General features: G+C 67.6%; 16 protein-coding genes. 3 read left to right on the top strand and 13 right to left on the bottom strand.

The window, feature by feature from the left end; translation table 11 throughout:
• Positions 1 to 23 precede the first annotated feature (23 nt).
• The 10 genes from gap to IEX49_RS13220 form a co-directional block, all read right to left on the bottom strand.
• Positions 24 to 1,037, bottom strand: a complete 1,014-nt coding sequence (gene gap, locus IEX49_RS13265; RefSeq protein ID WP_188806642.1) for a type I glyceraldehyde-3-phosphate dehydrogenase — start codon at positions 1,035 to 1,037, stop codon at positions 24 to 26.
• 105 nt (positions 1,038 to 1,142) lie between these two features.
• A complete protein-coding gene (locus IEX49_RS13260; RefSeq protein WP_188806641.1) occupies positions 1,143 to 1,766 on the bottom strand; it encodes a superoxide dismutase in 624 nt (207 codons plus the stop codon).
• 232 nt (positions 1,767 to 1,998) lie between these two features.
• On the bottom strand, positions 1,999 to 2,985 hold the full coding sequence (gene whiA, locus IEX49_RS13255) for a DNA-binding protein WhiA (RefSeq protein WP_188806640.1): 987 nt from the start codon (positions 2,983 to 2,985) through the stop codon (positions 1,999 to 2,001).
• Positions 2,986 to 3,062: 77 nt separating this feature from the next.
• A complete protein-coding gene (locus IEX49_RS13250; protein ID WP_188806639.1) occupies positions 3,063 to 4,103 on the bottom strand; it encodes a gluconeogenesis factor YvcK family protein in 1,041 nt (346 codons plus the stop codon).
• Positions 4,104 to 4,126: 23 nt separating this feature from the next.
• Complete coding sequence (rapZ, locus tag IEX49_RS13245; protein ID WP_188806638.1) at positions 4,127 to 5,020, bottom strand: RNase adapter RapZ; 894 nt, start codon at positions 5,018 to 5,020, stop codon at positions 4,127 to 4,129.
• A 51-nt stretch (positions 5,021 to 5,071) separates the two neighbouring features.
• A complete protein-coding gene (gene uvrC, locus IEX49_RS13240) occupies positions 5,072 to 7,165 on the bottom strand; it encodes an excinuclease ABC subunit UvrC (protein WP_188806637.1) in 2,094 nt (697 codons plus the stop codon).
• 6 nt (positions 7,166 to 7,171) lie between these two features.
• Complete coding sequence (locus IEX49_RS13235) at positions 7,172 to 7,885, bottom strand: lysophospholipid acyltransferase family protein (protein ID WP_188806636.1); 714 nt, start codon at positions 7,883 to 7,885, stop codon at positions 7,172 to 7,174.
• Positions 7,886 to 7,963: 78 nt separating this feature from the next.
• Positions 7,964 to 8,641, bottom strand: coding sequence for an HAD hydrolase-like protein (locus IEX49_RS13230; protein WP_229672669.1), 678 nt, complete (start codon positions 8,639 to 8,641; stop codon positions 7,964 to 7,966).
• Between the two features lie 2 nt (positions 8,642 to 8,643).
• Positions 8,644 to 11,523, bottom strand: a complete 2,880-nt coding sequence (gene uvrA, locus IEX49_RS13225) for an excinuclease ABC subunit UvrA (RefSeq protein WP_229672695.1) — start codon at positions 11,521 to 11,523, stop codon at positions 8,644 to 8,646.
• A 197-nt stretch (positions 11,524 to 11,720) separates the two neighbouring features.
• Positions 11,721 to 12,098, bottom strand: coding sequence for a GntR family transcriptional regulator (locus IEX49_RS13220; RefSeq protein ID WP_229672668.1), 378 nt, complete (start codon positions 12,096 to 12,098; stop codon positions 11,721 to 11,723).
• A gap of 290 nt (positions 12,099 to 12,388) precedes the next feature.
• Here IEX49_RS13220 and IEX49_RS13215 point away from each other — a divergent pair, with 290 nt between their 5' ends.
• Positions 12,389 to 13,069, top strand: a complete 681-nt coding sequence (locus tag IEX49_RS13215) for an MBL fold metallo-hydrolase (RefSeq protein WP_188806633.1) — start codon at positions 12,389 to 12,391, stop codon at positions 13,067 to 13,069.
• Positions 13,070 to 13,113: 44 nt separating this feature from the next.
• Here IEX49_RS13215 and IEX49_RS13210 read toward each other — a convergent pair whose 3' ends face one another.
• Positions 13,114 to 13,959 carry a methyltransferase domain-containing protein gene (locus IEX49_RS13210; protein ID WP_188806632.1) on the bottom strand — a complete coding sequence of 282 codons (846 nt, stop codon included), beginning with the start codon at positions 13,957 to 13,959 and terminating at the stop codon, positions 13,114 to 13,116.
• A gap of 44 nt (positions 13,960 to 14,003) precedes the next feature.
• Here IEX49_RS13210 and IEX49_RS13205 point away from each other — a divergent pair, with 44 nt between their 5' ends.
• Both IEX49_RS13205 and IEX49_RS13200 read left to right on the top strand, forming a co-directional pair.
• A complete protein-coding gene (locus IEX49_RS13205) occupies positions 14,004 to 16,658 on the top strand; it encodes a DEAD/DEAH box helicase (RefSeq protein WP_188806631.1) in 2,655 nt (884 codons plus the stop codon).
• Positions 16,655 to 18,190 (top strand): alpha/beta fold hydrolase, encoded by a 1,536-nt coding sequence (locus IEX49_RS13200; RefSeq protein ID WP_373286735.1) that lies wholly within the window; start codon positions 16,655 to 16,657, stop codon positions 18,188 to 18,190. Before IEX49_RS13205 ends, IEX49_RS13200 begins: the two co-directional genes overlap by 4 nt.
• Before the next feature lie 166 nt (positions 18,191 to 18,356).
• On the opposite strand, the gene IEX49_RS13195 is transcribed toward IEX49_RS13200, so the two are convergent.
• Both IEX49_RS13195 and uvrB read right to left on the bottom strand, forming a co-directional pair.
• Positions 18,357 to 19,619: a TerC family protein gene (locus IEX49_RS13195; protein ID WP_188806630.1), complete on the bottom strand. Its 1,263-nt coding sequence runs from the start codon at positions 19,617 to 19,619 to the stop codon at positions 18,357 to 18,359.
• Positions 19,620 to 19,821: 202 nt separating this feature from the next.
• Entirely contained in the window at positions 19,822 to 21,993 is a 2,172-nt protein-coding gene (gene uvrB / locus IEX49_RS13190; protein ID WP_188806629.1) for an excinuclease ABC subunit UvrB, read from the bottom strand.
• Positions 21,994 to 22,038 lie beyond the last annotated feature (45 nt).

Below are 22,038 nucleotides of genomic sequence, written 5' to 3'. Positions count from 1 at the left end.
GGTGGGCGGGGTTCGAGCCCGGACTACAGCTTAGAGGCGACCATGGAGGTCAGGTCCATCAACTGGCAGGTGTACCCCCACTCATTGTCATACCAGCCGATGATCTTGACGGTCTTGCCGATCGACTTGGTCAAGGGGGCGTCGAAGGTGCAGGCCGCCGGAGAGGTGATGATGTCCGAAGAGGTGATCGGGTCCACGTTGTAGACGAGGCGGCCCTGCAGCTCGGGAGTCTGCGCCGCAGCCTGGAACGCGGCATTGACCTCCTCGATCGAGGCCTCCCGCTCCAGTTCGACGGTGAGGTCCGTGGCGGAGCCGGTGATCGTGGGCACCCGCATGGCGAAACCGTCCAGCTTGCCCTTCAACGAGGGGATGACCTCACCGATGGCCTTGGCGGCCCCGGTGGAGGTGGGGACCATGTTCTGGGCAGCCGCCCGGGCACGGCGGCGGTCCTTGGCGTGCGGCCCATCGTGCAGGTTCTGGTCACCGGTGTACGCGTGGATGGTGGTCATGATGCCGTCCACGATCCCGAAGGAATCGTGCAGGACCTTGGCCATGGGGGCCAGGCAGTTCGTGGTGCAGGAGGCAGCCGAGATGATGTCCATGGCCGGGTCATAGGAGGAGTCGTTGACGCCCATCACGAAGGTGCCGTCCACGCCCTTGCCGGGGGCTGAGAGCACGACCTTGCGGGCGCCGGCCTCCAGATGCTTGCGGGCATCCTCGGCCTGGGTGAAGTGGCCGGTGCACTCGACGACGATGTCCACGCCGAGCTCGCCCCAGGGCAGCTTCGACGGGTCGTCTTCAGAGAAGACCCGGATGGTCCTGCCGTTGGCGACCAGGTTGCCGTCCACGAGTTCGATCCCGTGCGGGTAGCGCCCCAGGATCGTGTCGTACTTCACGAGATACAGCAGGTCCTCGACGTCCGCGAGGTCGTTCACGGCCACCAATTCGAGATCGTGGCCCTCTTGCTCGATCACCCGCAGTGCGTTGCGGCCGATGCGGCCGAATCCGTTGATGGCGATCCTGGTTGCAGTACTCACGGTGGTGCCTTTCAGTCGGACGGAGAGAAGGGAAGTGTGGTCTCGAGACACGAAGCGGGCCGGCCGACCGCAGTGGCCGGCCGGCCCGTCAACGGGTCACCTGGTTCAGGGGGTGATGAGCTTGGAGGCGCCGGCGCGGGCGGCCTCGAAGCGGGCAGAGACGTCCGCCCAGTTCACGATGTTCCAGATGGCCTTGACGTAGTCGGCCTTGACGTTCTGGTAGTCCAGGTAGAAGGCGTGCTCCCACATGTCCAGCTGGAACAGCGGGATGGTGGCCACGGGAACGCCGTTCTGCTGATCGTAGAACTGCTCGATGACCAGGTTGCCACCGATCGGCTCGTAGGCCAGCACGGCCCAGCCGGAGCCCTGGATGCCCAGCGCGGCGGCGGTGAAGTGGGCCTGGAACTTGTCGAAGGAGCCGAAGAACTCGTCGATCGCCGCGGCCAGTTCGCCCTCAGGCTTGTCTCCACCGTTCGGGGACAGGTTCTTCCAGAAGATGGAGTGGTTGGTGTGTCCACCCAGGTTGAACGCCAGGTCCTTGGAGAACTGGTTGACGGTGGCGAAGTCGCCGGCCTCGCGGGCGGCGGCCAGCTTCTCGAGGGCGGTGTTGGCACCCTTCACGTAGGTGGCGTGGTGCTTGGAGTGGTGCAGCTCCATGATCTTCGCCGAGATGTGCGGCTCCAGCGCGCTGTAGTCATAATCAAGTTCCGGCAGGGTGAATTCAGCCATGTTTCCTCCTTGATGGACATGTATCCAGGGCCCGGTTGCCGGGTCCTGGTGTCTGGCCCCCGTCAGGAGACCTTGCCTCCCATCCTAAGCACCCCTGTGGGGGCGTTGGCCACTGGTTCCGCTCAGAGCCGGAATGTTCAGCCGCCGGAAAGTTGCAGGCCAGCTGCGGGCCAGCTGCAGTGTGATCGTCACAGCACGGCCGCAGCATTCGCGGAGGTGCGTTCAGGTGCCGTCAGGCGTCGTGCTCGGGGGTGTCCGAGGGCAGGGCTGCGTCGGTCCCGGGCAGGCCCTCCTCGATGGCCCGCTTGTCCGCCATGGCGAGCAGTCGGCGGATCCGGCCGGCGATGGCGTCCTTGGTCATGGGCGGGTCGGCCAGTCGGCCGAGCTCGTCCAGGGACGCCTGCTTGTGCTCCACGCGCAGCTGACCGGCGTACTTGAGGTGGTCCGGCACCTCGTCTCCCAGGATGTCCAGAGCCCGTTCCACCCGTGCCCCGGCGGCGACGGCGGCCTGGGCCGAACGCCGCAGGTTCGCGTCATCGAAGTTGGCCAGCCGGTTGGCGGTGGCACGGACCTCCTTGCGGGTGCGGCGCTCTTCCCACACCTGCACGGTGTCGTGCGCCCCCATCCGGGTCAGCAGGGCCGAGATGGCGTCTCCGTCACGGATCACGACGCGGTCCACGCCTCGGACCTCGCGGGCCTTGGCGGCGATGCCGAGCCGGCGGGCGGCCCCCACCAGCGCCAGGGCGGCCTCAGAGCCCGGGCAGGTCACCTCCAGGGAGGAGGATCGGCCCGGCTCGGTCAGGGACCCGTGGGCCAGGAATGCTCCGCGCCACACGGCCTCGGCGTCGGCGACGGAACCGTTGACGATCATGGGGGGAAGGCCCCGTACGGGGCGGCCGCGGACGTCCAGCAGGCCGGTCTGGCGGGCCAGGGACTCGCCATCACGGATCACCCGGATGACGTAGCGGCTGCCCTTGCGCAGGTTGCCGCCGGATACGACGATGATCTCACTGCCGTGCCCGTAGACCTCGGCGATGGCGGTCCGGAGGCGGCGGGCGGTGGCGGCCTGGTCCAGCTCGGCCTCGATGACGATCCTGCTGGAGATGATGTGCAGTCCCCCGGCGAAGCGCAGCATGGCCGAGACCTCGGCCTTCCGTTCGGAAGAGCTCTTGATCCCATGATGGGCCAATTCCTCTTTCACCGCCGCAGTCAACGCCATGGCGTCTCGCCTCACATCTCTCGCTTGTACTGGTGGAGCCGCCATACCGGTGGGCGTGACGGCCGACGATGACCGTATCAGGAGCCCGTGAAGGCCTCCTGGAAGGCCAAGGCCAGACGCAGTGGGTCATGGGTCGGGGTCCCCGAACCGGCACCAACCCTACTAAACAGGACCGAGGCCCCCAGACGCTCGGCTGCCTCCACGAAGCCCTGGGCGTCCTGGACCGCGTCCTGGTCTGCTATGACGACGTCCAGCCGCAGATCGGGCGCATAGTGGTGGATGACCTCCAGGTGGTCCGCCGCGTTCATGCCGGAGGTTTCCGCGGTGTCCGTGGTGAGATTCATCACGAGCGCCTTCCGGGCCGGGGTGCGGACCAGGGCCTCGCGCAGCTCGGGAAGTAGCAGGTGAGGCAGGACGGAGGTGTACCAGGAGCCGGGACCGAGGACGATCCAGTCGGAGAGCTCGATGGCCTCCATGGACTCCTCACAGGCCGGGGCGTTCTCCGGTTCGAGCCGGATGTGGGAGACCCTGGTGTTCTTCCCGGCGGCGGCCAGCGAGGACTGGCCCGTCACGGTCCGCCGGACCAGCTCGCCCTTCTCGTTCTCGGACAGTACGGCACCGGAGATCGTCAGCGGCACGGTGGACATGGGCAGCACCTGGCCGCGGGCACCCAACAGGGCCCCCGCCCAGCGCAGTCCGCCCACCGGGTCGCCGAGCAGCTCCCACAGGGCCACAATCAACAGATTGCCCAGGGAGTGGTTGTCCAGCGTGGCCTCGGTGCCCTCCTTGGAGGTGAAGCGGTGCTGCATGACATCGCGCCAGGTCCGCCCCCAGTCCGTGTCATCACACAGGGCGGCCAGGGCCATCCGAAGGTCACCGGGCGGCAGCACGTCCATCTCCCGGCGGATGCGGCCCGAGGATCCGCCGTCGTCCGCCACCGTGACCACGGCCGTGATCTCCCCGGCGATGAGCCGCAGGGCTCGCAAAGTGGCCGACAGCCCATGGCCGCCACCGAGCGCGGTGACACGGAGGGTCGGATCGTACGTGCCGGCCTGCTGGCCCGGCGCCGGAACGGAACTGGGTGCCAGGGGCAACTGGCCTGTGAAATGACTGCTCATGTTCGGCATCCCCGCCATCCCACTCATTCCCGGCCCAGGTCACGGTGGTGCACATTGACCGTGACCCGCGGTTGCTGGCTCAGCCGGTGGCCCAGCTCCTCGGCCACGGCCACCGAGCGGTGCTTGCCGCCCGTGCAGCCGATGGCGAAGGTGGCGTAGTGCTTGTTCTCCCGGCGGTAGCCGTCCAGGACGGGGACCAGCGCCTCGAGATAGTGGTCCACGAACTCACTGGCACCCTGCTGCTGCAGGACGAAGTCCGAGACCGCGGTGTCCTGGCCGGTGAAGGGACGCAGCTCGGGGACCCAGTGCGGGTTCGGCAGGAACCGGACATCGGCCATGAAGTTCGCATCCTGCGGGAGCCCGTACTTGAAGCCGAAGCTCATGACGTTCAGGCGCAGCACGATGGGCCCGGATTCGGTGAACAGCTCCGTGATGGTGGTGGCCAGCGAGTGCACGTTCTTCGTGGTGGTGTCCACGACGATCTCGGCTTCCTCCTTCAGTTCCCGCAGGAGCAGGCGTTCGGCGGCGATCCCGTCCGGGATGCGGCCGGAACCCTGCAGCGGGTGCGGGCGGCGGGCCGACTCGAAACGGCGCACCAGCAACTCGTCACTGGCGTCCAGGAAGAGGACGCGGTAGTCGACACCCTGGGCACGCAACTGCCCCAGGGCCTCCTGGATGTCCTTGAAGAGCTCCTTGGACCGCACGTCCACCACGAGGGCCAGCCGCGGGATCGCCTCCGGGGAACGGCCTACCAGGTCCGTCAGGGTGATGAAGAGCTGTGGCGGGATGTTCTCCACCACGTACCAACCGTGGTCCTCCAGTGCGTGGGCGGCGGTGGTCCGTCCCGCCCCCGACATACCGGTGACGATGAGGACTTCAGAGGTGGGTGGTTTCACCGGGGTCAGTCCGTCGCTCATGCGTCCAGACTACCCAGATTCACGCTGACCACGTCGTTCGGTCCGCTCCGCTCAGTCCAGGATCTCCCCGGTGGTCAGGTTGATGCCCTGCGTCACCCGATCCGCGGACGCCATATCGTCGACCTCCATAGCCTCAGTGGGCTCGTTCTCGGACGCCGAGATCTCGGGGTGCAGCGCCGCATGGACGGTGGCCGCCAGGGCCGGACCGATGCCACGGGCCTCCTGCAGCTGATCCACGCTGGCGGCACGGATGCGCTTGACCGAGCCGAAGTGCTTGAGCAGGACCTTCTGCTTGGCCGGGCCGAGGCCCTCGATGCCGTCCAGTGCGGAGGAGACCATGGACTTGCCACGCTTCTCCCGGTGGAAGGTGATGGCGAAGCGATGGGACTCATCGCGGATCCGCTGCAGCATGTAGAGCCCTTGGGAGGCACGCGGAAGCACGAGGGGGAATTCCTCGCCCGGCAGCCACAGCTCCTCGAGCCGCTTGGCGAGGCCGACCACGGGCAGGTCGGTGATCCCCAGGTCCGCGAGGGCCTGGACGGCCGAGGCGACTTGTGGGGGGCCGCCGTCGACCACCACGAGGGAGGGCGGGTAGGCGAAACGGCGCGAGGACGGACCGTCCGCGGGTGCCCCGGACGGACCCTCGGCCGCTCCGCCGGGACCCGTCTGACCAGCCGGGTCCGCCGGATCCGGCGGATCCGTCTCGAGAGCGATCTCCCCGGTGGCGAACGTGCCACTGCGCTCCTGATCCTCCAGGTAGTGGCGGAACCGGCGGGTGAGGACGTTACGCATGGCGGCGGTGTCATCCCGGGCGGCCTCCCCCGTCACGCTGAACTTGCGGTAGTCGGCCTTCTTCGGCATCCCGTCCTCGACCACCACCATGGAACCGACCACGTTGGTCCCGGAGACGTGGGAGATGTCATAGCACTCGATCCGCAGCAGCGGCTCGGGCAGTTCGAGGGCGTCCTGGAGTTCACGCAGGGCGGCCGATCGGGTGGTCAGGTCTCCGGAGCGGCGTGTCTTGTGCACCCGCAGGGCGAGCACGGCGTTCTCCTTGACAGTCTCCATCAGGGAGCTCTTGTCACCGCGCTGCGGCACCCGCAGACTCACCTGGGCACCCCGCATGCCGGACAGCAGGGCGGCCACCTGGTCGGCGTTCTCCGGCAGTTCGGGCACGAGGACCTCGCGCGGGATGCGGCTGGTGTCCTCGAGCGAGCCGTAGACCTGCTCGAGGAGCTGCTCCACCATAGTGGCACCCGAGACGTCCTCAACCTTCTCGACCACCCAGCCGCGCTGACCGCGGATGCGCCCGTCCCGGACGTGGAACACCTGGACGGCGGCCTCGAGCTCGTCGTCGGCGAAGGCGAAGATGTCCGCCTCCGTGGACTCCGAGAGGACCACGGCATTGCGCTCGAACACCCGCTTCAGGGCAGCGATGTCGTCCCGGCGCCGCGCGGCATCCTCGTAGCGCAGGTCCGCCACGGCCTCCTTCATCTGGGTTTCGAGCCGGCGGATGTACTTCTGGGCGTCCCCGGCCATGAAGTCGCAGAAGTCCTGCGCGAGCTGCCGGTGCCCCGCCTGGCTGATCCGGTCCACGCACGGGGCGGCACACTTGTCGATGTAGCCCATCAGGCAGGGCCGGCCCGAGAGCTCGGCCCGGCGGAAGACGCCGGAGGAACAGGTTCGGACCGGGAACACTCGGAGCATCAGGTCCACGGTCTCGCGGATGGCCTTGGCCGGGTGGAAGGGCCCGAAGTACTTCACGCCCTTGCGCTTGTCCCCGCGCATGACCTGCACCCGCGGGTACTTCTCGTTCATCGTCACGGCGAGGTACGGGTAGGACTTGTCATCCCGGTACATGATGTTGAACCGCGGCGTGTACTGCTTGATCCAGGTGTACTCGAGCTGCAGGGCCTCCAGCTCCGAGCCGACCACGGTCCACTCCACCGAAGCAGCGGTGAACACCATCGCGCGGGTCTTGGGATGCAGACCGTTGGGATCCTGGAAGTAGGACGCGAGGCGGGACCGCAGGTTCTTGGCCTTGCCCACGTAGATGACGCGCCCGTCCGGGTCGCGGAAGCGGTACACCCCCGGCGAGGTGGGCACCTCACCGGTCCTCGGGCGGTAACTGGCCGGATCAGCCATGGCGCCTCAGTCCTGGGCGGGCGTCGGGTTCTGTCCGGCCTGACCGCCGGAGGTGTTGCCCGAGACCGGTGCGTTGTAGGTGGCTGCGCGTTCCTGGCCCGAGAGGGCCGCGATGGCGTCCATGATCTCCGCCGTCGCCTGCCTTCGGGGCGGCAGCGGGTGCTTGGTGCCGAGATGGTCGAACTGCAGGGGCTGGCCGACGGTCAAGGAGAAGCGGTGCGGCGTGAACCGGTTCGAACCGGGCGGCTGGAGGCGTTCGGTTCCCCGCAGACCGACCGGCACCACCGGCATCCCCGTGGCCAGGGCGAGCCAGCCGACGCCGGTGCGGCCCTTGTAGAGGCGGCCGTCCCGGCTGCGGGTGCCCTCGGGGTAGATGCCGACCCCCGATCCGGCCTCCACGTGACCCATGAGCAGCTCCAGGGCCGCCACGGAGGCAGCCTTCTCACTGCGTTCGACGGGAATCGATCCCACCGAGTCGAAGAAGCCCTTCATCACCTTGCCTTTGACGCCGGGCTGGGTGAAGTACTCGGCCTTGGCGAAGAAGTGCACCATGCGCGGCATGATGGCCTGCAGGATCACGGAGTCGAAGAAGGACAGGTGGTTGCTGGCCACGATGAACCCGCCAGACTCCGGCACGTTCTCCAGGCCGGTGATGGTCGGCCGGCAGGTGACCTTGACCAGGGCACGGATCCCCGTGCGCACGGCTTCATTGGTCGCCATGGCCGTCCTCTCCAGTGGAATCGAAAGAGCTGAGTGTCCGGGATGCTCCTGCGGACCGGGTCCATCATAGTGCCCGGGTCAGGTCCGGGCCGCGGCCACCAAAGCTCGGCATTGCGCGGGCAGGTCGTCCGCGTCTTCACACAGGACTGTGGCCCCGGCTCCCTCCAGCTCCTGCCGGCTGCCGAAGCCCCAGAGCACGCCGATCCCCGGGATCCCGTGGTGGGTGGCCCCGGACAGGTCGAAGTGCCGGTCCCCCACCATCACTGCCCGCTCCGGATGCCCGACGGCGGCCAGTGCCTCGGCCATCGCCTGCACCTTGGTGCCGTGCGGCGGCAGCGGTGCGGTCTCGTCGTCGTTCGAGCCGCAGACCGTCACGAAGAGATGGTCGAGGCCCTGGACGCGCAGCAGCTGGCGCGCAAGCGAGCGGGGCTTGGAGGTGGCGACGACCAGCCGGTGGTCTGCCCCCAGGTTCTCGAGAGCGTCGCGGACACCGGGGTAGACGGTGCTGGCCGCCATCCCGTGGCTCAGGTAGCCGGCCCGGTAGTCGCGGATCACCGCGGGCATGTTCTCTGCCGTGACGCCTTCGAGGGACGCCAGGCTCTCCTGCAACGGTGGCCCCACGAGGGAGGCGAGCCGGTCGGGGCCGGGCACGGGCAGGCCGTGCCGTTCCAGGGCGGTGGCGATGCCCCCGGTGATGGCCCCCGCGGGGTCCACCAAGGTCCCGTCCAGGTCGAAGAGGATCGCGCTGCCGGGCACGGTCACAGGATCTCCGCGAGGAACTGGCCGGTGTGGCTGGTCGCGTTCCGGGCGACCTGCTCCGGGGTGCCGGTGGCGACGATGCTGCCGCCGCCGGACCCGCCCTCCGGGCCGAGATCGATCACGTGGTCGGCGGACTTGATGACGTCCAGGTTGTGCTCGATCGTGATCACCGTGTTGCCCTTCTCCACGAGGGACTGCAGCACGCCCAGCAGCTTGCGGATGTCCTCGAAGTGCAGACCGGTGGTGGGCTCGTCCAGCACGTAGATGGTCCGGCCGTTCGAGCGCTTCTGGAGCTCCGCCGCGAGCTTGACCCGCTGTGCCTCGCCGCCGGAGAGGGTGGTGGCGGGCTGGCCCAGCTTGACGTATCCGAGTCCGACATCCACCAGGGTGTTGAGGTAGCGCGAGATCTTGGTGTAGGCGGAGAAGAAGTCCGCCGCCTCGTCGATCGGCATCTGGAGCACCTCGGCGATGTTCTTGCCCTTGTAGTGGACTTCGAGGGTCTCCCGGTTGTACCGGGCGCCGTGGCAAACCTCGCAGGGGACGTAGACGTCCGGCAGGAAGTTCATCTCAATCTTGAGGGTGCCGTCACCGGAGCACGCCTCGCAGCGGCCGCCCTTGATGTTGAAGGAGAAGCGCCCGGGCTGATAGCCGCGGACCTTGGCCTCCTGGGTGTCCGCGAAGAGTTTCCGGATGGTGTCGAACACGCCAGTGTACGTGGCCGGGTTGGATCGCGGAGTGCGGCCGATCGGACTCTGGTCCACGTGCACGACCTTGTCCAGCTGGTCCAGCCCGTTGACCCGCTTGTGCCGGCCTGGGACGTGCTTGGCGTGGTTGAGCTGGTTGGCGAGGACCTTGTAGAGGATCTCGTTCACGAGCGTGGACTTCCCGGACCCGGACACGCCGGTCACGGCGGTCAGCACACCGAGCGGGAAGTCGACGGTGACGTCCTTCAGGTTGTTCTCCCGCGCCCCGACCACGGTGATCTTCCGATTCTTGTCCAGGGGACGGCGCCGCTCCGGCAGGGCGATCTCGCGCCGCCCGGCCAGGTAGTCACCGGTCAGCGAGCGTTCGTTCGCCTTCAAGCCCTCGAGGGAGCCGGAGTGGACCACCTCGCCGCCGTGCTCACCGGCCCGGGGGCCGATGTCCACGATCCAGTCTGCCTCAGCGATCGTGTCCTCGTCATGCTCCACCACGATCAGGGTGTTGCCGAGGTCCCGGAGCCGCAGCAGCGTCTCGATCAGCCGCCGGTTGTCCCGCTGGTGCAGGCCGATGGACGGCTCGTCCAGGACGTAGAGCACCCCGACGAGCCCGGAACCGATCTGGGTGGCCAGGCGGATGCGCTGGGCCTCGCCGCCGGACAGCGTTCCGGCCGGCCGCTCCAGGTTCAGGTAGTTGAGGCCCACGTCCAGCATGAAGTGCAGGCGGGCCAGGATCTCCTTGAGGACCTGGTCCGCGATCTGCACGTCCCGTTCGGACAGCTCGAGCTGCTCGAAGAAGTCGATGGCGTCCTGCATCGGCAGGACCGTGGTCTCGGAGATGGACTTCCCGCCGACGGTCACGGACAGCGAGGTCGGGTTCAGTCGGGTGCCGTTGCAGGCAGCGCAGGGGATCTCCCGCATGTAGGACTCGTAGCGGTCCCGGGCATGGTCCGACTCGGTCTCGAGGTGCTTGCGGTGGATGTAGTCGATGACCCCCTCGAAGCCGGTGGTGTACCGGCGTTCGCGGCCGAAGCGGTTCCGGTAGGACACCTCGACCTTGAAGTCCTTGCCGTGCAGGACGGCCTTGCGGGCAGCGGCCGGCAGATCCTTCCACGGCACATCCATGCCGAAGCCGACCTCGCTGGCCAGGCCGGAGAGCAGCCGCTGCCAGTACTCCGAGGTCGACTTGCCGATCGACCAGGGGGCGATGGCCCCCTCCAGGAGGGTCTTGTCCTGGTCCGGGACCACGAGGTCCTCGTCCACCTCCAGCTTGGTGCCGATACCGGTACAGACCGTGCATGCGCCGAAGGGGTTGTTGAAGGAGAAGGAACGGGGCTCGATCTCGTCGATGGTCAGCTGGTGACCGTTGGGGCAGGACAGCTTCTCCGAGAACGAGCGGAACTTGGGCGTCCCCTCGGCATCGAACGCGTCCCACTCGCCCGCGTTGGCCTTGGCCGGGTCCACGGCGGCGTCCACGTCCACGAAGTCGATGACCACGAGGCCGTCGGCCAGGTTCAGGGCGGTCTCCACCGAGTCGGTGAGGCGCTGGCGGATGCCGTCCTTCATGGCCAGGCGGTCCACCACCACGGCGATGGTGTGCTTGACCTGCTTCTTCAGCTTCGGAGGGTCGGACAGCTGGATGAGTTCACCGTCCACGATCGCCCGGGAGAAGCCCTGGGTGGCGAGATCGGTGAAGACATCCACGAATTCGCCCTTGCGTCCCCGGGCCACGGGGGCGAGCACCTGGAAACGGGTCTTGGCGGGCAGCTCGCTGAGCTGGTCCACGATCTGCTGTGGCGACTGCCTGCTGGCCGGCTCGCCGCACTCGGGGCAGTGCGGGATGCCGATACGTGCCCACAGCAGGCGCATGTAGTCGTAGACCTCGGTGATGGTCCCGACCGTGGAGCGCGGGTTGCGGTTCGTGGACTTCTGGTCGATCGAGACCGCCGGGGACAGACCCTCGATGAAGTCCACGGAGGGCTTGTCCACCCGGCCGAGGAACATGCGCGCATAGGAGGACAGTGATTCCACGTAGCGGCGCTGGCCCTCCGCGAAGATCGTGTCGAAGGCGAGGGAGGACTTGCCCGAGCCAGAGAGCCCGGTGAAGACGACCAGCGCATCGCGCGGGATGTCCAGGTCCACGTTCTTCAGGTTGTGCTCGCGGGCACCCTTGACCACGATCCGGTCCGGATCATGGCGGTGCGCCCCACTTGCGGGGCCGGAGGCGAGACCACGGGAATTGCGGGACGTGGAGGACGCGGACGTGGCGGGAACCGTATCGGAGTCGGGAGTCGTGAGGGATTTCGGCACGGAATCCACTGTATGGCAGAGAGGCTTCGAACACCTCTTCGAATCGTCGGCCCTGAGCGAATTCTCTGTCAGGAGGCCGGGAACACGGCCTCGAGTTGCCGCGTCGCCTCACGCGGACCGTACCCGAGGGTACGCGCGACCTGGGCATAGGCGACCGCCGCGGCGGCGAGTTGGGACTCTGCCGTGTCATTGCCCTGCGCCACCACGGTCCCCAGCCGGGGCCGGGCGGTCACGACGGCGGCCTGCTCCAGTTCCTTGTACGCGCGGGCGACGGTGTTCGCGGCCACGCCCAGGGCCGAGGCCAGCGCACGCACCGTGGGCAGCTTGCTGCCGACCGGAAGCCTCTTGCGGTGGATGAGGTCGAGGAGTCCGGTCCGCACCTGCTCATAGGGCGGGACGGTCGAGCCGGTGTTGATGGACAGGGCGCTGACCAGCCACGCAGGCACCGGTGTGGCGGGCAGCTTCGCCGGGGGCGTACCCGCAGATGGATCCTTCGGCTGCGCCGGACCCTTCGGTTGGCCTGATGTGCCCCGTGCCGCCATGTGTCCCCCGCATTCCGTGGTGTCCAGTGTCTTGCCCGGTGACTGTGTGTCCAGACACCTTATCCGAGCGCCAGGACGCGAGGCCGTCCCCGCCAAGACCTGAGGCGATCCAAGGAATGGAGCTGCGGGGATCAAGACTTGACCCCTGATTCGGGCTTGCCCCGGTGGCGGTCAACGTCCTTAGACTATGGCTCATGCCTTCATCCACCTCCCCCATCCGGTTGCTGCACGATCTGCCCCGGGTGACGGTCCGCCAGCGGTCGGTCTCCGACATGGCCAACAACGTGTACGTCCTCACCTCGAAGACGTCCGGGACCCAGGTGCTGATCGATGCCGCGGACGACGCCGTGGCCGTCAGTGAGCTGCTGCAGTCGGCGAAGGACGACACCCCCTGTGAGCTCAAGCTGGCCGTGATCATCACGACCCACCAGCACTGGGACCACATTCGGGCCCTGGCCGAGGTCGTGGAGGCCACGGGGGTCCCGACCGCGGCCGGCGTGGACGATGCCGATGCCATCGAGCGGGAGACCGGCGTGCCCGCGAAGGTCCTGCTGAACCACGGCGATACGGCGACGTTCGACGGGATCTCGATGGCCGTCGTCGGGCTCCGCGGGCATACCCCGGGCTCCGTGGCGCTGGTCTACGAGCCGGAGGACGGGCCGCCGCTCTGCTTCTCGGGTGACAGCCTGTTCCCCGGAGGCGTGGGGAACACGCAGCAGGACCCGGACCGCTTCGACTCGCTGTTCACGGACGTGGTGGAGCGGTTGTTCGAGCAGTATCCGGATGACATGATCGTCCATCCCGGCCACGGTGACGCGACCACCTTGGGCACGGAACGCCCCCACCTCGGGGACTGGCGCGCACGCGGATGGTAGGCCCGAGGCGGCGGTGACCTGACGTCACCGTCCCGGAGTTGAGCTCAGATGCTGGGCGAGAGGTCGTTCTTCACACCCACGATGAAGATGCGGCGGAACGGGTAGTCCGTCAGCCGCACGCCTTCGGGCGTGGTGTAGGTCGGGTACGACTCGCGCATGATCCGCCGGTACTCCTCGATGTACCGCTCCTGGAGGTTGGTGCCATCACGCCGGTCGGCGGCCTCCAGCCGCTGCAGGGAGGGACGCAGGGCCGCGCCGCGGACCCAGTCGTACACCGGATCCGGTCCGCTGAGGGGCTGGCTGTAGGTGGTCTCCCAGATGTCCGCCTCGAAGCCCGCTGCGATCAGGGTCTCCAGGTACTCGTCCGTGGTGTAGACCGACTCCCGTTCCACCACGCCCTCCAGGGCGTCCTCGAACTCGGGGCGGCGGGACATCTCCGCGATGGTGGCATGCGAGGGGGCGGCGAAGTTACCGGGGACCTGCACCGCGAACCAGGCCCCGGGCTTCAGGGCCTCGAGCCACCCGCGCACCAGTTGCCGGTGGTCCGGGATCCACTGCAGCATGGCATTGGACACGATCACGTCCACCTCGGCGTCCGGTGCCCAGCGCTCGGCATCCACCTGAGCGAACTCCAGGTTGTCCGGCGCTCCCGACTCCGCGGCCATCTGCTGGGCGGAGGCCACCATGTCCGCAGAGGAGTCCAGGCCGATCACGCGGGCGCCCGGCCAACGCTCGGCCAGGGTCCGCGTCATATTGCCGGGTCCACAGCCCAGGTCCACCACGGTCTTCGGGTCCGTGGCCCGGACCCTCGCCGTGAGGTCACGGAACGGCCGGGCCCGGCGGTCGGCGAAGACGGTGTACTGCTGGGGATCCCAGGTGAAGTCCTGCATGCTCCCACGCTAGCGCGTCCCCGGCGCGACGTAAGCTGGACGTAATGTTGCTCTCCGACTTGATTCCCTCTCCCGCCGGCGGCCCCGCGACCGCACCGGAACGCCTCTCCCCCGATGCCGTGTACGAGGGTTTCCTCGAGTGGTCCCAGTCCCGGGACATCTCCCTGTATCCCGCGCAGGACGAGGCGGTCATGGAACTCGTGCAGGGCCACAACGTCATCCTGGCCACCCCCACCGGCTCCGGTAAGTCCATGGTGGCCATCGCCGCCCACTTCCAGGCCCTGGCCACCGGCCAGCGGACCTACTACACGGCCCCGATCAAGGCGCTGGTCTCGGAGAAGTTCTTCGCCCTGGTGGAGATCTTCGGCGCAGACCACGTCGGCATGGTGACGGGCGACTCCTCCGTGAACGGAGACGCCCCGATCATCTGCTGCACGGCCGAGATCCTCGCGAACCAGGCCCTGCGGGAGGGGTCCGGCCTGGACGTGGGGCCGGTGGTCATGGACGAGTTCCACTTCTACGCCGATCCCCAGCGCGGTTGGGCGTGGCAGGTGCCCCTGCTGGAGCTGCCGCAGGCGCAGTTCCTGCTGATGAGCGCCACGCTCGGGGACACCACCCGGTTCGAGGAGGACCTGACCGCACGGACGGGTCGGACCACCACCACTGTCGCGCACGCGGAGCGGCCCATCCCCCTGACCTATGAATGGTCCGAGGAGCAGGTGCAGGACAAGGTCGCCGAGCTCGTGGAGACCCGGCAGGCACCGGTCTACGTGGTCCACTTCTCCCAGCTGGACGCCGTCGAACGGGCCCAGTCCCTGTCCTCCGTGTCCGTGGCGACCCGCGAGGAGAAGGATGCCATCGCGGAGCGGATCGCCGGCTTCAGGTTCTCCGCCGGCTTCGGCAAGACCCTCAACCGACTGGTCCGGGCCGGCATCGGCGTCCACCATGCCGGGATGCTGCCCAAGTACCGCCGGCTCGTGGAACGTCTGGCCCAGGAGGGGCTGCTGAAGGTCATCTGCGGCACGGACACCCTCGGCGTGGGCATCAACGTGCCGATCCGCACCGTGCTCATCACGGCCCTGAGCAAGTACGACGGTCAGCGCACCCGCATCCTGCACGCCCGCGAGTTCCACCAGATCGCCGGACGGGCCGGCCGCGCCGGCTATGACACCTCGGGGCTGGTGGTGGTGCAGGCCCCCGAGCACGTCATCGAGAATGCCAAGGCCCAGCAGAAGGCGGCCGCCAAGTTCGCGAACATCAAGGACGAGGCCGAGCGCAGCAAGCGCATGAAGCAGTCCACGAAGTCCTCCCCGAAGAAGACGCCGCCGAAGGGCTTCGTCTCCTGGGGCAAGGCCACCTTCGAGAAGCTCATCTCAGCCGAGCCCGAGGCCATGAGCAGCCAGATGCGCATCAGTCACTCGATGCTGCTGAACATCCTCGACCGCCCGGGCGATCCGGTCATCGCGGTCCGCCGGATGCTGCGCAACAGTCACGAGACCCCGGCCAAGCAGGCCGCCCACATGCGCCGTTCCCTGGGCATCTTCCGCGAACTGCTGGCCACCGGCGTGGTGGAGAAACTGCCCGAGCCGGACGCCGAGGGCCGCACCGTGGACCTCACCGTCGAGCTGCAGCCGAACTTCGCTCTCAACCAACCCCTCTCCCCCTTCGCCCTCGCCGCCTTCGACCTGCTCGATCCGGCCGACCCGGGTTACGCCCTGGACATGGTCTCCATCGTGGAGGCGACCCTCGAGCCTCCCCGTCAGGTGCTCTCGGCCCAGGTCAAGAAGGCTCGCGGTGAGGCAGTGGCGGCCATGAAGGCCGAGGGCATGGACTATACGGACCGCATGAACGCCCTCGATGAGGTCACGTACCCGATGCCGCTGGCCGAACTGCTCGAGCAGCAGTTCGAGCTGTACAGCGCCTCCGCCCCCTGGCTCCATGACTTCGAGCTGACCCCGAAGTCCGTGGTCCGGGACATGTACGAGCGCGCCATGGGCTTCGGCGACTACGTGAACTTCTACGGGCTGTCCCGCTCCGAGGGGGTGCTGCTGCGCTACCTGACCGATGCCGTCAAGGCGCTCAAGCAGACCATCCCGCAGGACGACCGGGACGAGGAACTCGACATCCTGGTGGCCTGGCTGGACGAGATCGTCAAGCAGACGGACTCCTCACTCATCGAGGAGTGGGAGGACCTGCTGGCCGGGGACATCGAGGAACTGAAGAAGGACCACGAGCAGTTGGCCCCGCCGGAGCCGCCACGCCTCACCTCCAACAAGCCGGTCTTCACCGTGATGGTCCGCAACGCCCTGTTCCGCCGGGTGCGGCTGTTCGGCGATGAGCAGGACGGTGCCCTCGCCGAGCTCGGCAAGGACGCCGGTGATTCGTTCTCCGCCGACGACTGGGCGGATGCGCTGGACGGCTACTTCGGGGACTACGAGGACATCGACGACGGCCCCACCGCCCGCGGACCCCAGTACTTCCGCGTGGACACCACGCCCCAGCCGGGGCCCGACGGCGGCGCCCCGGCCGGCGTCTCCGGCTCCCGTTGGTGGACGGTCCGGCAGGTCCTCGTCGACCCGGAGGGCCACCTGGACTGGGGAATCAACGCCCTCGTCGACCTGGACGCCTCGGATGAGGCCGCCCACCCCGTGGTGCACGTGGTGTCCGTGGGCGCCCCGGAGCCTGGGTGGACAGTGTGAGCTGCACCGGTGACCCCCGCACCTTTGCGCGGCCGGCCGAGGTGATCGCCTCGGGTGCGTGTACCCACCGCGCCGGCCCGGCGGCTCAATTGCTGGACGGGACACGGATCACCGACCACTGGTTCGAGCTGCCGTTGGACCATGCCCGGCCGGAGGAGTCGCTGATCCGAGTGTACGCCCGCGAGTACGTCTCCGGCGTCCACCCGGACAGCACAGCGCCCCTGGACAGTTCGGCAGAGGACTGGGCATCCGGCGCAGAGCACGGTCTGCCGTGGCTGTTGTTCCTGCAGGGCGGGCCCGGGGGCAAGGGCGTGCGCCAGGCCCAGCTGGGCGGGTGGATGAAGGAGGCATCCCAGCGGTTCCGGATCCTGATGCTGGACCAGCGCGGCACCGGTCTGTCCACCCCCGCCAACCGCAACACGCTGCCCCTGATCGGCACGCCCGAGGAGCAGGCGGACTACCTGGTGCACTTCCGGGCACCCTCCATCGTGCAGGATGCCGAGCTGATCCGGCTACTGCTCGGTGCGGAGCCGTGGACGGTCTTCGGGCAGAGCTTCGGCGGGTTCTGCACGCTGAGCTACCTGTCGTGGCACCCCGAGGGGATGTCCCGCGCTCTCATCACCGGTGGCCTCGCGCCACTGGACGGCCCCCCGGCCCGCGTCTACCGCGCCACCTATCAGCGCATGCGTGCGCGCAACGAGGAGTACTTCGGGCGTTTTCCCGAGGACCGTCAGATCCTGGCCCGCGTCTACGATGCCGTTCGTGCCGGCGAGACGGGGGCCGCGCCGTCGGTGGTACTCCCGGACGGGTCGCCCGTCACGGTGGGACGCGTCCAGATGCTGGGGATGTTCCTCGGCGGCAACACCCGGATGGACCAGCTGCACTACCTGCTCCAGGAGGCGTTCGAACCGCAGCCGGTCGCCGCGGGGACCTGCACCGAAGCCCTCACCCACACCCTCACCGACACCTTCCTGCACGGCCTGTACCAGCAGGTCACCCGGGCCACGAATCCGCTCTATCTGGTGATGCACGAGTCCATCTACGCCCAGCCGGCTCAGGTCTCGCGGACGCAGCCCGAACTGCCACCGGCGGCACAGCCGGCTTCACCGCCGGAGGATGCCACGGACACGGCATGGGCCGCCCAACGCGTCCTGCGGTCGTCCCCCGACCTCGCGGACTTCGACCCGGACCGGACCGCACACCCGCTGCTCACCGGGGAGATGGTCTTCGACTGGTATGCGGATCTGGACCCCGCCCTCGGGTCACTGCAGTCCGTGACCGAGGAGTTGGCACGCCGTACCGATTGGGGTCCCTTGTACGACCCGGAGGCCTTGGCCGCCAATACCGTCCCGACGGCCGCCGCCGTCTACACCCACGATGTCTACGTGGACCGGGACCTCTCCCTGGAGACCGCGTCCCGTGTGCGCGGGTTGCGAGTGTGGGAGACCGACGAGTTCCATCATGACGGCATCGGGGATGACGGTCCCGCGATCCTGCGCCGGTTGTTGTCCCTGACCGACGGCTCCCTCTGACCGACCGCTCTCTCTGACCAGCGGCTCTCCGCAATCGAAGCCTGCCCGTGGCCGAGGCCTGAGAACGCCAGAAGGCCCGCACCGGAGTATCCGGTGCGGGCCTTCAGGTTCAGGAATCCACCGATCGCTCGTCAGTACGACGTTCGGCAGGACCATCACAGGGAACTCAGACCTTGGGGCCCTCGTTCTTGACGATGGAGTTGGAGATCGTCGGGACGTCCCGACCCTCGGCCTGGGCCGTGGCCACCCGGGTCTCGTGGGCGGTCCGGATGATCTCCGAGTAACTGTCCTTGTGCTCGATGAGGTCGTCGCGGAAATGCGGGGACACGTTCTCCGCCGCGCTGGTCCACTTGTCCATCAGCTCCTCGGCCTTGCGGCGCTCCTCGGCGGAGGCGTTCTCATCCAGCTTGGAATAGCGGTGGGAGAACTTCTCGGCGTTCTGCAGGGCCACCAGGGCCTTGCCCTTGGGGCTGTACAGGGACGCCAGGACGGTGACGATGAGGATGCCGACGATGACCAGCAGGGACACGTCCGTCTCGATGGTGACAACCGGGACGTTCTCGCCACCGTTGATGAACGGCAGGTTGTTGTCATGCAAGGCGTGCAGGATGAGCTTGACGCCAATGAACCCGAGGATGGCGGAGAGGCCGTAGGACAGGTAGACGAGGCGGTCCAGCAGGCCGTCGATGAGGAAGAACAGCTGGCGCAGGCCCATCAGCGAGAATGCCGTGGCCGTGAAGACGATGTACGGATCCTGGGTGAGGCCGTAGATGGCCGGAATCGAGTCGAAGGCGAAGAGGACGTCGGTCAGGCCGATGGACACCATCACGAGCAGCATGGGCGTCATCAGCCGCTTGCCGTTCTCACGGGTGAACAGCTTGTCACCGTCGTAGCGGTCCGAGGCCGGCAGGATGCGCTTGGCGAGCCGGACGAGGAAGTTGTCCGCCTCGTCCTTCTCCTTCTCGTCGGCCGCCAGCTCGCCCTTCAGTTGGCCGCCCGCGATGAGCAGCAGCGCGAGGCCGAACAGGTAGAAGACGTCAGACCAGGCCGAGATGATGGCGGCACCGGCCAGGATGAAGGCGGTTCGTGAGATCAGGGCGAAGGTGATGCCGAAGAGCAGCACCTTCTGCTGGTATTCACGGGGGACTTGGAAGGAGGCCATGATGACCAGGAACACGAAGAGGTTGTCGACACTCAGCGCCTTCTCGGTGATGTAGCCCGAATAGTACTCGATGGCGTGCTGGGTGTCCCCGAAGAGGAAGAACACCAGGCCGAACACCAGGGCGATGCCCACGTAGATCGCGGACCAGATGGCCGCTTCCTTGATGGTGGGCGTGTGGGCCTTCCGCACGTGGAAGATGTAATCGAAGAGGAGGAGCGCGATGATCACCGCGACGGTGATGATCCACGTCAGCGCATTGATTTCCATGCAGTCACTTTCCGTAGGTCTGGGTGTGTGCCGCAAGTCTCTCCGCCTGCCGGACACGACAGGCCACTGCGTCCGGCAGTCCGTCCGGCATCGGTGATGGCCGGCCCGGGCTGCGTGTTGACGTCCGCAGTGTTAGGGATACTCCCCTACGCCGTGGAACAGTCTACCCCGCCTCCGCCTGTAGTCAGGAGTGGCGGCCGTCTCAGGCGTGGCCCTCGCGCTGCATCTGCCGCAGTTCCTTCTTCAGCTCGGACACCTCGTCACGGATCCGCGCGGCCAGCTCGAACTGCAGGTCCACGGCCGCCTGGTGCATCTGGGCACTCATCTGCTCGATCAGCTCGGACAGGTCCTTGGCCGGCAGCTTCGCGAAGTCCGGGGCGCCCGTACCGCCGGAGCCGTCGGCCGAGTCTCCCTCGGCCGCATGCGCGGCTGCGGCGCGCTGTTCATCCGAGATCGTGGCGGTGTAACCGCGCTTGCCCATCCCGTAGTCGAAGCCGGTCTTCACCCCACCCATGCCGGCGAGGAAGTCCGCGGAGTCGGCGTCCTCCCGGGCGAGCTGGTCGGTGATGTCTGCGATCTTCTTGCGCAGCGGCGTCGGGTCGATGCCGTGTTCCTTGTTGTACGCCTCCTGCACCTCACGGCGTCGGTTGGTCTCGTCGATGGCCTGCCGCATGGAGTCGGTGATCCGGTCGGCATACATGTGGACCTGCCCGTCCACATTGCGGGCCGCGCGGCCGATGGTCTGGATCAGTGACGTGGAGGAGCGCAGGAAGCCCTCCTTGTCCGCATCCAGGATGGACACGAGGGAGACCTCGGGCAGGTCCAGCCCCTCGCGCAGCAGGTTGATGCCCACCAGAACGTCGAAGACGCCCTTGCGCAGGTCCCGCAGCAGCTCCACGCGCCGCAGGGTGTCCACGTCCGAGTGCAGGTACTCCACCTTGACCCCGTGCTCAAGCAGGTACTCAGTGAGATCCTCGGCCATACGCTTGGTCAGCGTGGTCACCAGCACCCGCTCGTCACGTTCGCTGCGGACGCGGATCTCCTCGAGCAGGTCGTCGATCTGGCCCTGGGTCGGCTTGACCACCAGCTCCGGGTCCACCAGCCCCGTGGGCCGGATGATCTGCTCCACCACCCCGTCGGCCTGGCCCAGCTCGTACTTGCCGGGCGTGGCTGACAGGTAGACGGTCTGGCCGATCCTCTCCAGGAACTCGTCCCACTTCAGGGGCCGGTTGTCCATGGCGGACGGCAACCGGAACCCGTGCTCCACCAGGGTGCGCTTGCGGGACATGTCCCCCTCGTACATGGCCCCGATCTGCGGGATGGTCACGTGGGACTCGTCCACCACCAGCAGGAAGTCGTCCGGGAAGTAGTCGAGTAGGCAGTGCGGGGCGGAACCAGACTCACGTCCGTCGATGTGCCGCGAGTAGTTCTCGATGCCGTTGCAGTACCCCATCTCCTGCATCATCTCGAGGTCATAGGTGGTGCGCATCCGCAGCCGCTGCGCCTCGAGCAGCTTGTTCTGGGACTCGAACTCCTGCAGGCGGTCCCGCAGCTCGTCCTCGATGGTGCCGATGGCCCGGTGCATCCGCTCGTCCCCGGCCACGTAGTGGGAGGCCGGGAAGATGTACATCTCCTCCTCCTCGCGGACCACATGCCCGGTCAGCGGGTGGAGCGTCTGGATGGTCTCGATCTCGTCCCCGAAGAACTCGATCCGGATGGCCAGTTCCTCGTACATCGGGATGATCTCGACCGTGTCCCCGCGGACCCGGAAGGTCCCGCGATGGAAGTCCTGGTCATTGCGCACGTACTGCATGGCCACGAACTGGCGCAACAGCGTGTCCCGGTCCATCTCCGCGCCCCGGCGCAGGGTGACCATCTGCTCGATGTACTCCTCCGGGGTACCGAGGCCGTAGATGCAGGACACGGTGGCGACCACCACCACGTCACGGCGGGTCAGCAGGGCATTGGTGGCGGAGTGGCGCAGCCGCTCGACCTCCTCATTGATCGAGGAGTCCTTCTCGATGAAGGTGTCCGACTGCGGAACGTATGCCTCCGGCTGGTAGTAGTCGTAGTAGGAGACGAAGTACTCGACCGCGTTGTTCGGCAGCAGCTCCCGGAATTCGTTGGCCAGCTGCGCCGCGAGCGTCTTGTTCTGCACCATGATGAGCGTGGGACGCTGCACCTTCTCGACCAGCCAGGCCGTGGTGGCCGACTTGCCGGTACCGGTGGCACCGAGCAGGACGATGTCCTTCTCTCCGGCCTGGACGCGCTCGGCGAGCTCGGCGATCGCCTTCGGCTGGTCACCGGAGGGCTGGTAGTCCGAGATGACCTCGAAGGGGGCGACCTGCCGGTTGATCTTCTGCGCCAGACTCATGGACACCACCGTACAACTGTTCGATTCACGCTGGGAAGGCAGCGG

Source organism: Citricoccus zhacaiensis, assembly GCF_014645315.1.
Taxonomy (GTDB): Bacteria; Actinomycetota; Actinomycetes; order Actinomycetales; family Micrococcaceae; genus Citricoccus; species Citricoccus zhacaiensis.
Note: the sequence above shows the minus strand (reverse complement) of the source record. Positions and strands in the feature narration are given on the sequence as shown.

Bases quoted from the DNA above. Each gene is read 5' to 3' on its own strand.
- IEX49_RS13210 (WP_188806632.1), bottom strand. From the start codon at position 13,959: ATGCAGGACTTCACCTGGGATCCCCAGCAGTACACCGTCTTCGCCGAC.
- whiA (WP_188806640.1), bottom strand. From the start codon at position 2,985: ATGGCGTTGACTGCGGCGGTGAAAGAGGAATTGGCCCATCATGGGATC.
- IEX49_RS13215 (WP_188806633.1), top strand. From the start codon at position 12,389: ATGCCTTCATCCACCTCCCCCATCCGGTTGCTGCACGATCTGCCCCGG.
- IEX49_RS13260 (WP_188806641.1), bottom strand. From the start codon at position 1,766: ATGGCTGAATTCACCCTGCCGGAACTTGATTATGACTACAGCGCGCTG.
- uvrB (WP_188806629.1), bottom strand. From the start codon at position 21,993: ATGAGTCTGGCGCAGAAGATCAACCGGCAGGTCGCCCCCTTCGAGGTC.
- IEX49_RS13205 (WP_188806631.1), top strand. From the start codon at position 14,004: ATGTTGCTCTCCGACTTGATTCCCTCTCCCGCCGGCGGCCCCGCGACC.
- IEX49_RS13235 (WP_188806636.1), bottom strand. From the start codon at position 7,885: ATGGCGACCAATGAAGCCGTGCGCACGGGGATCCGTGCCCTGGTCAAG.
- IEX49_RS13250 (WP_188806639.1), bottom strand. From the start codon at position 4,103: ATGAGCAGTCATTTCACAGGCCAGTTGCCCCTGGCACCCAGTTCCGTT.
- IEX49_RS13195 (WP_188806630.1), bottom strand. From the start codon at position 19,619: ATGGAAATCAATGCGCTGACGTGGATCATCACCGTCGCGGTGATCATC.
- uvrC (WP_188806637.1), bottom strand. From the start codon at position 7,165: ATGGCTGATCCGGCCAGTTACCGCCCGAGGACCGGTGAGGTGCCCACC.
- rapZ (WP_188806638.1), bottom strand. From the start codon at position 5,020: ATGAGCGACGGACTGACCCCGGTGAAACCACCCACCTCTGAAGTCCTC.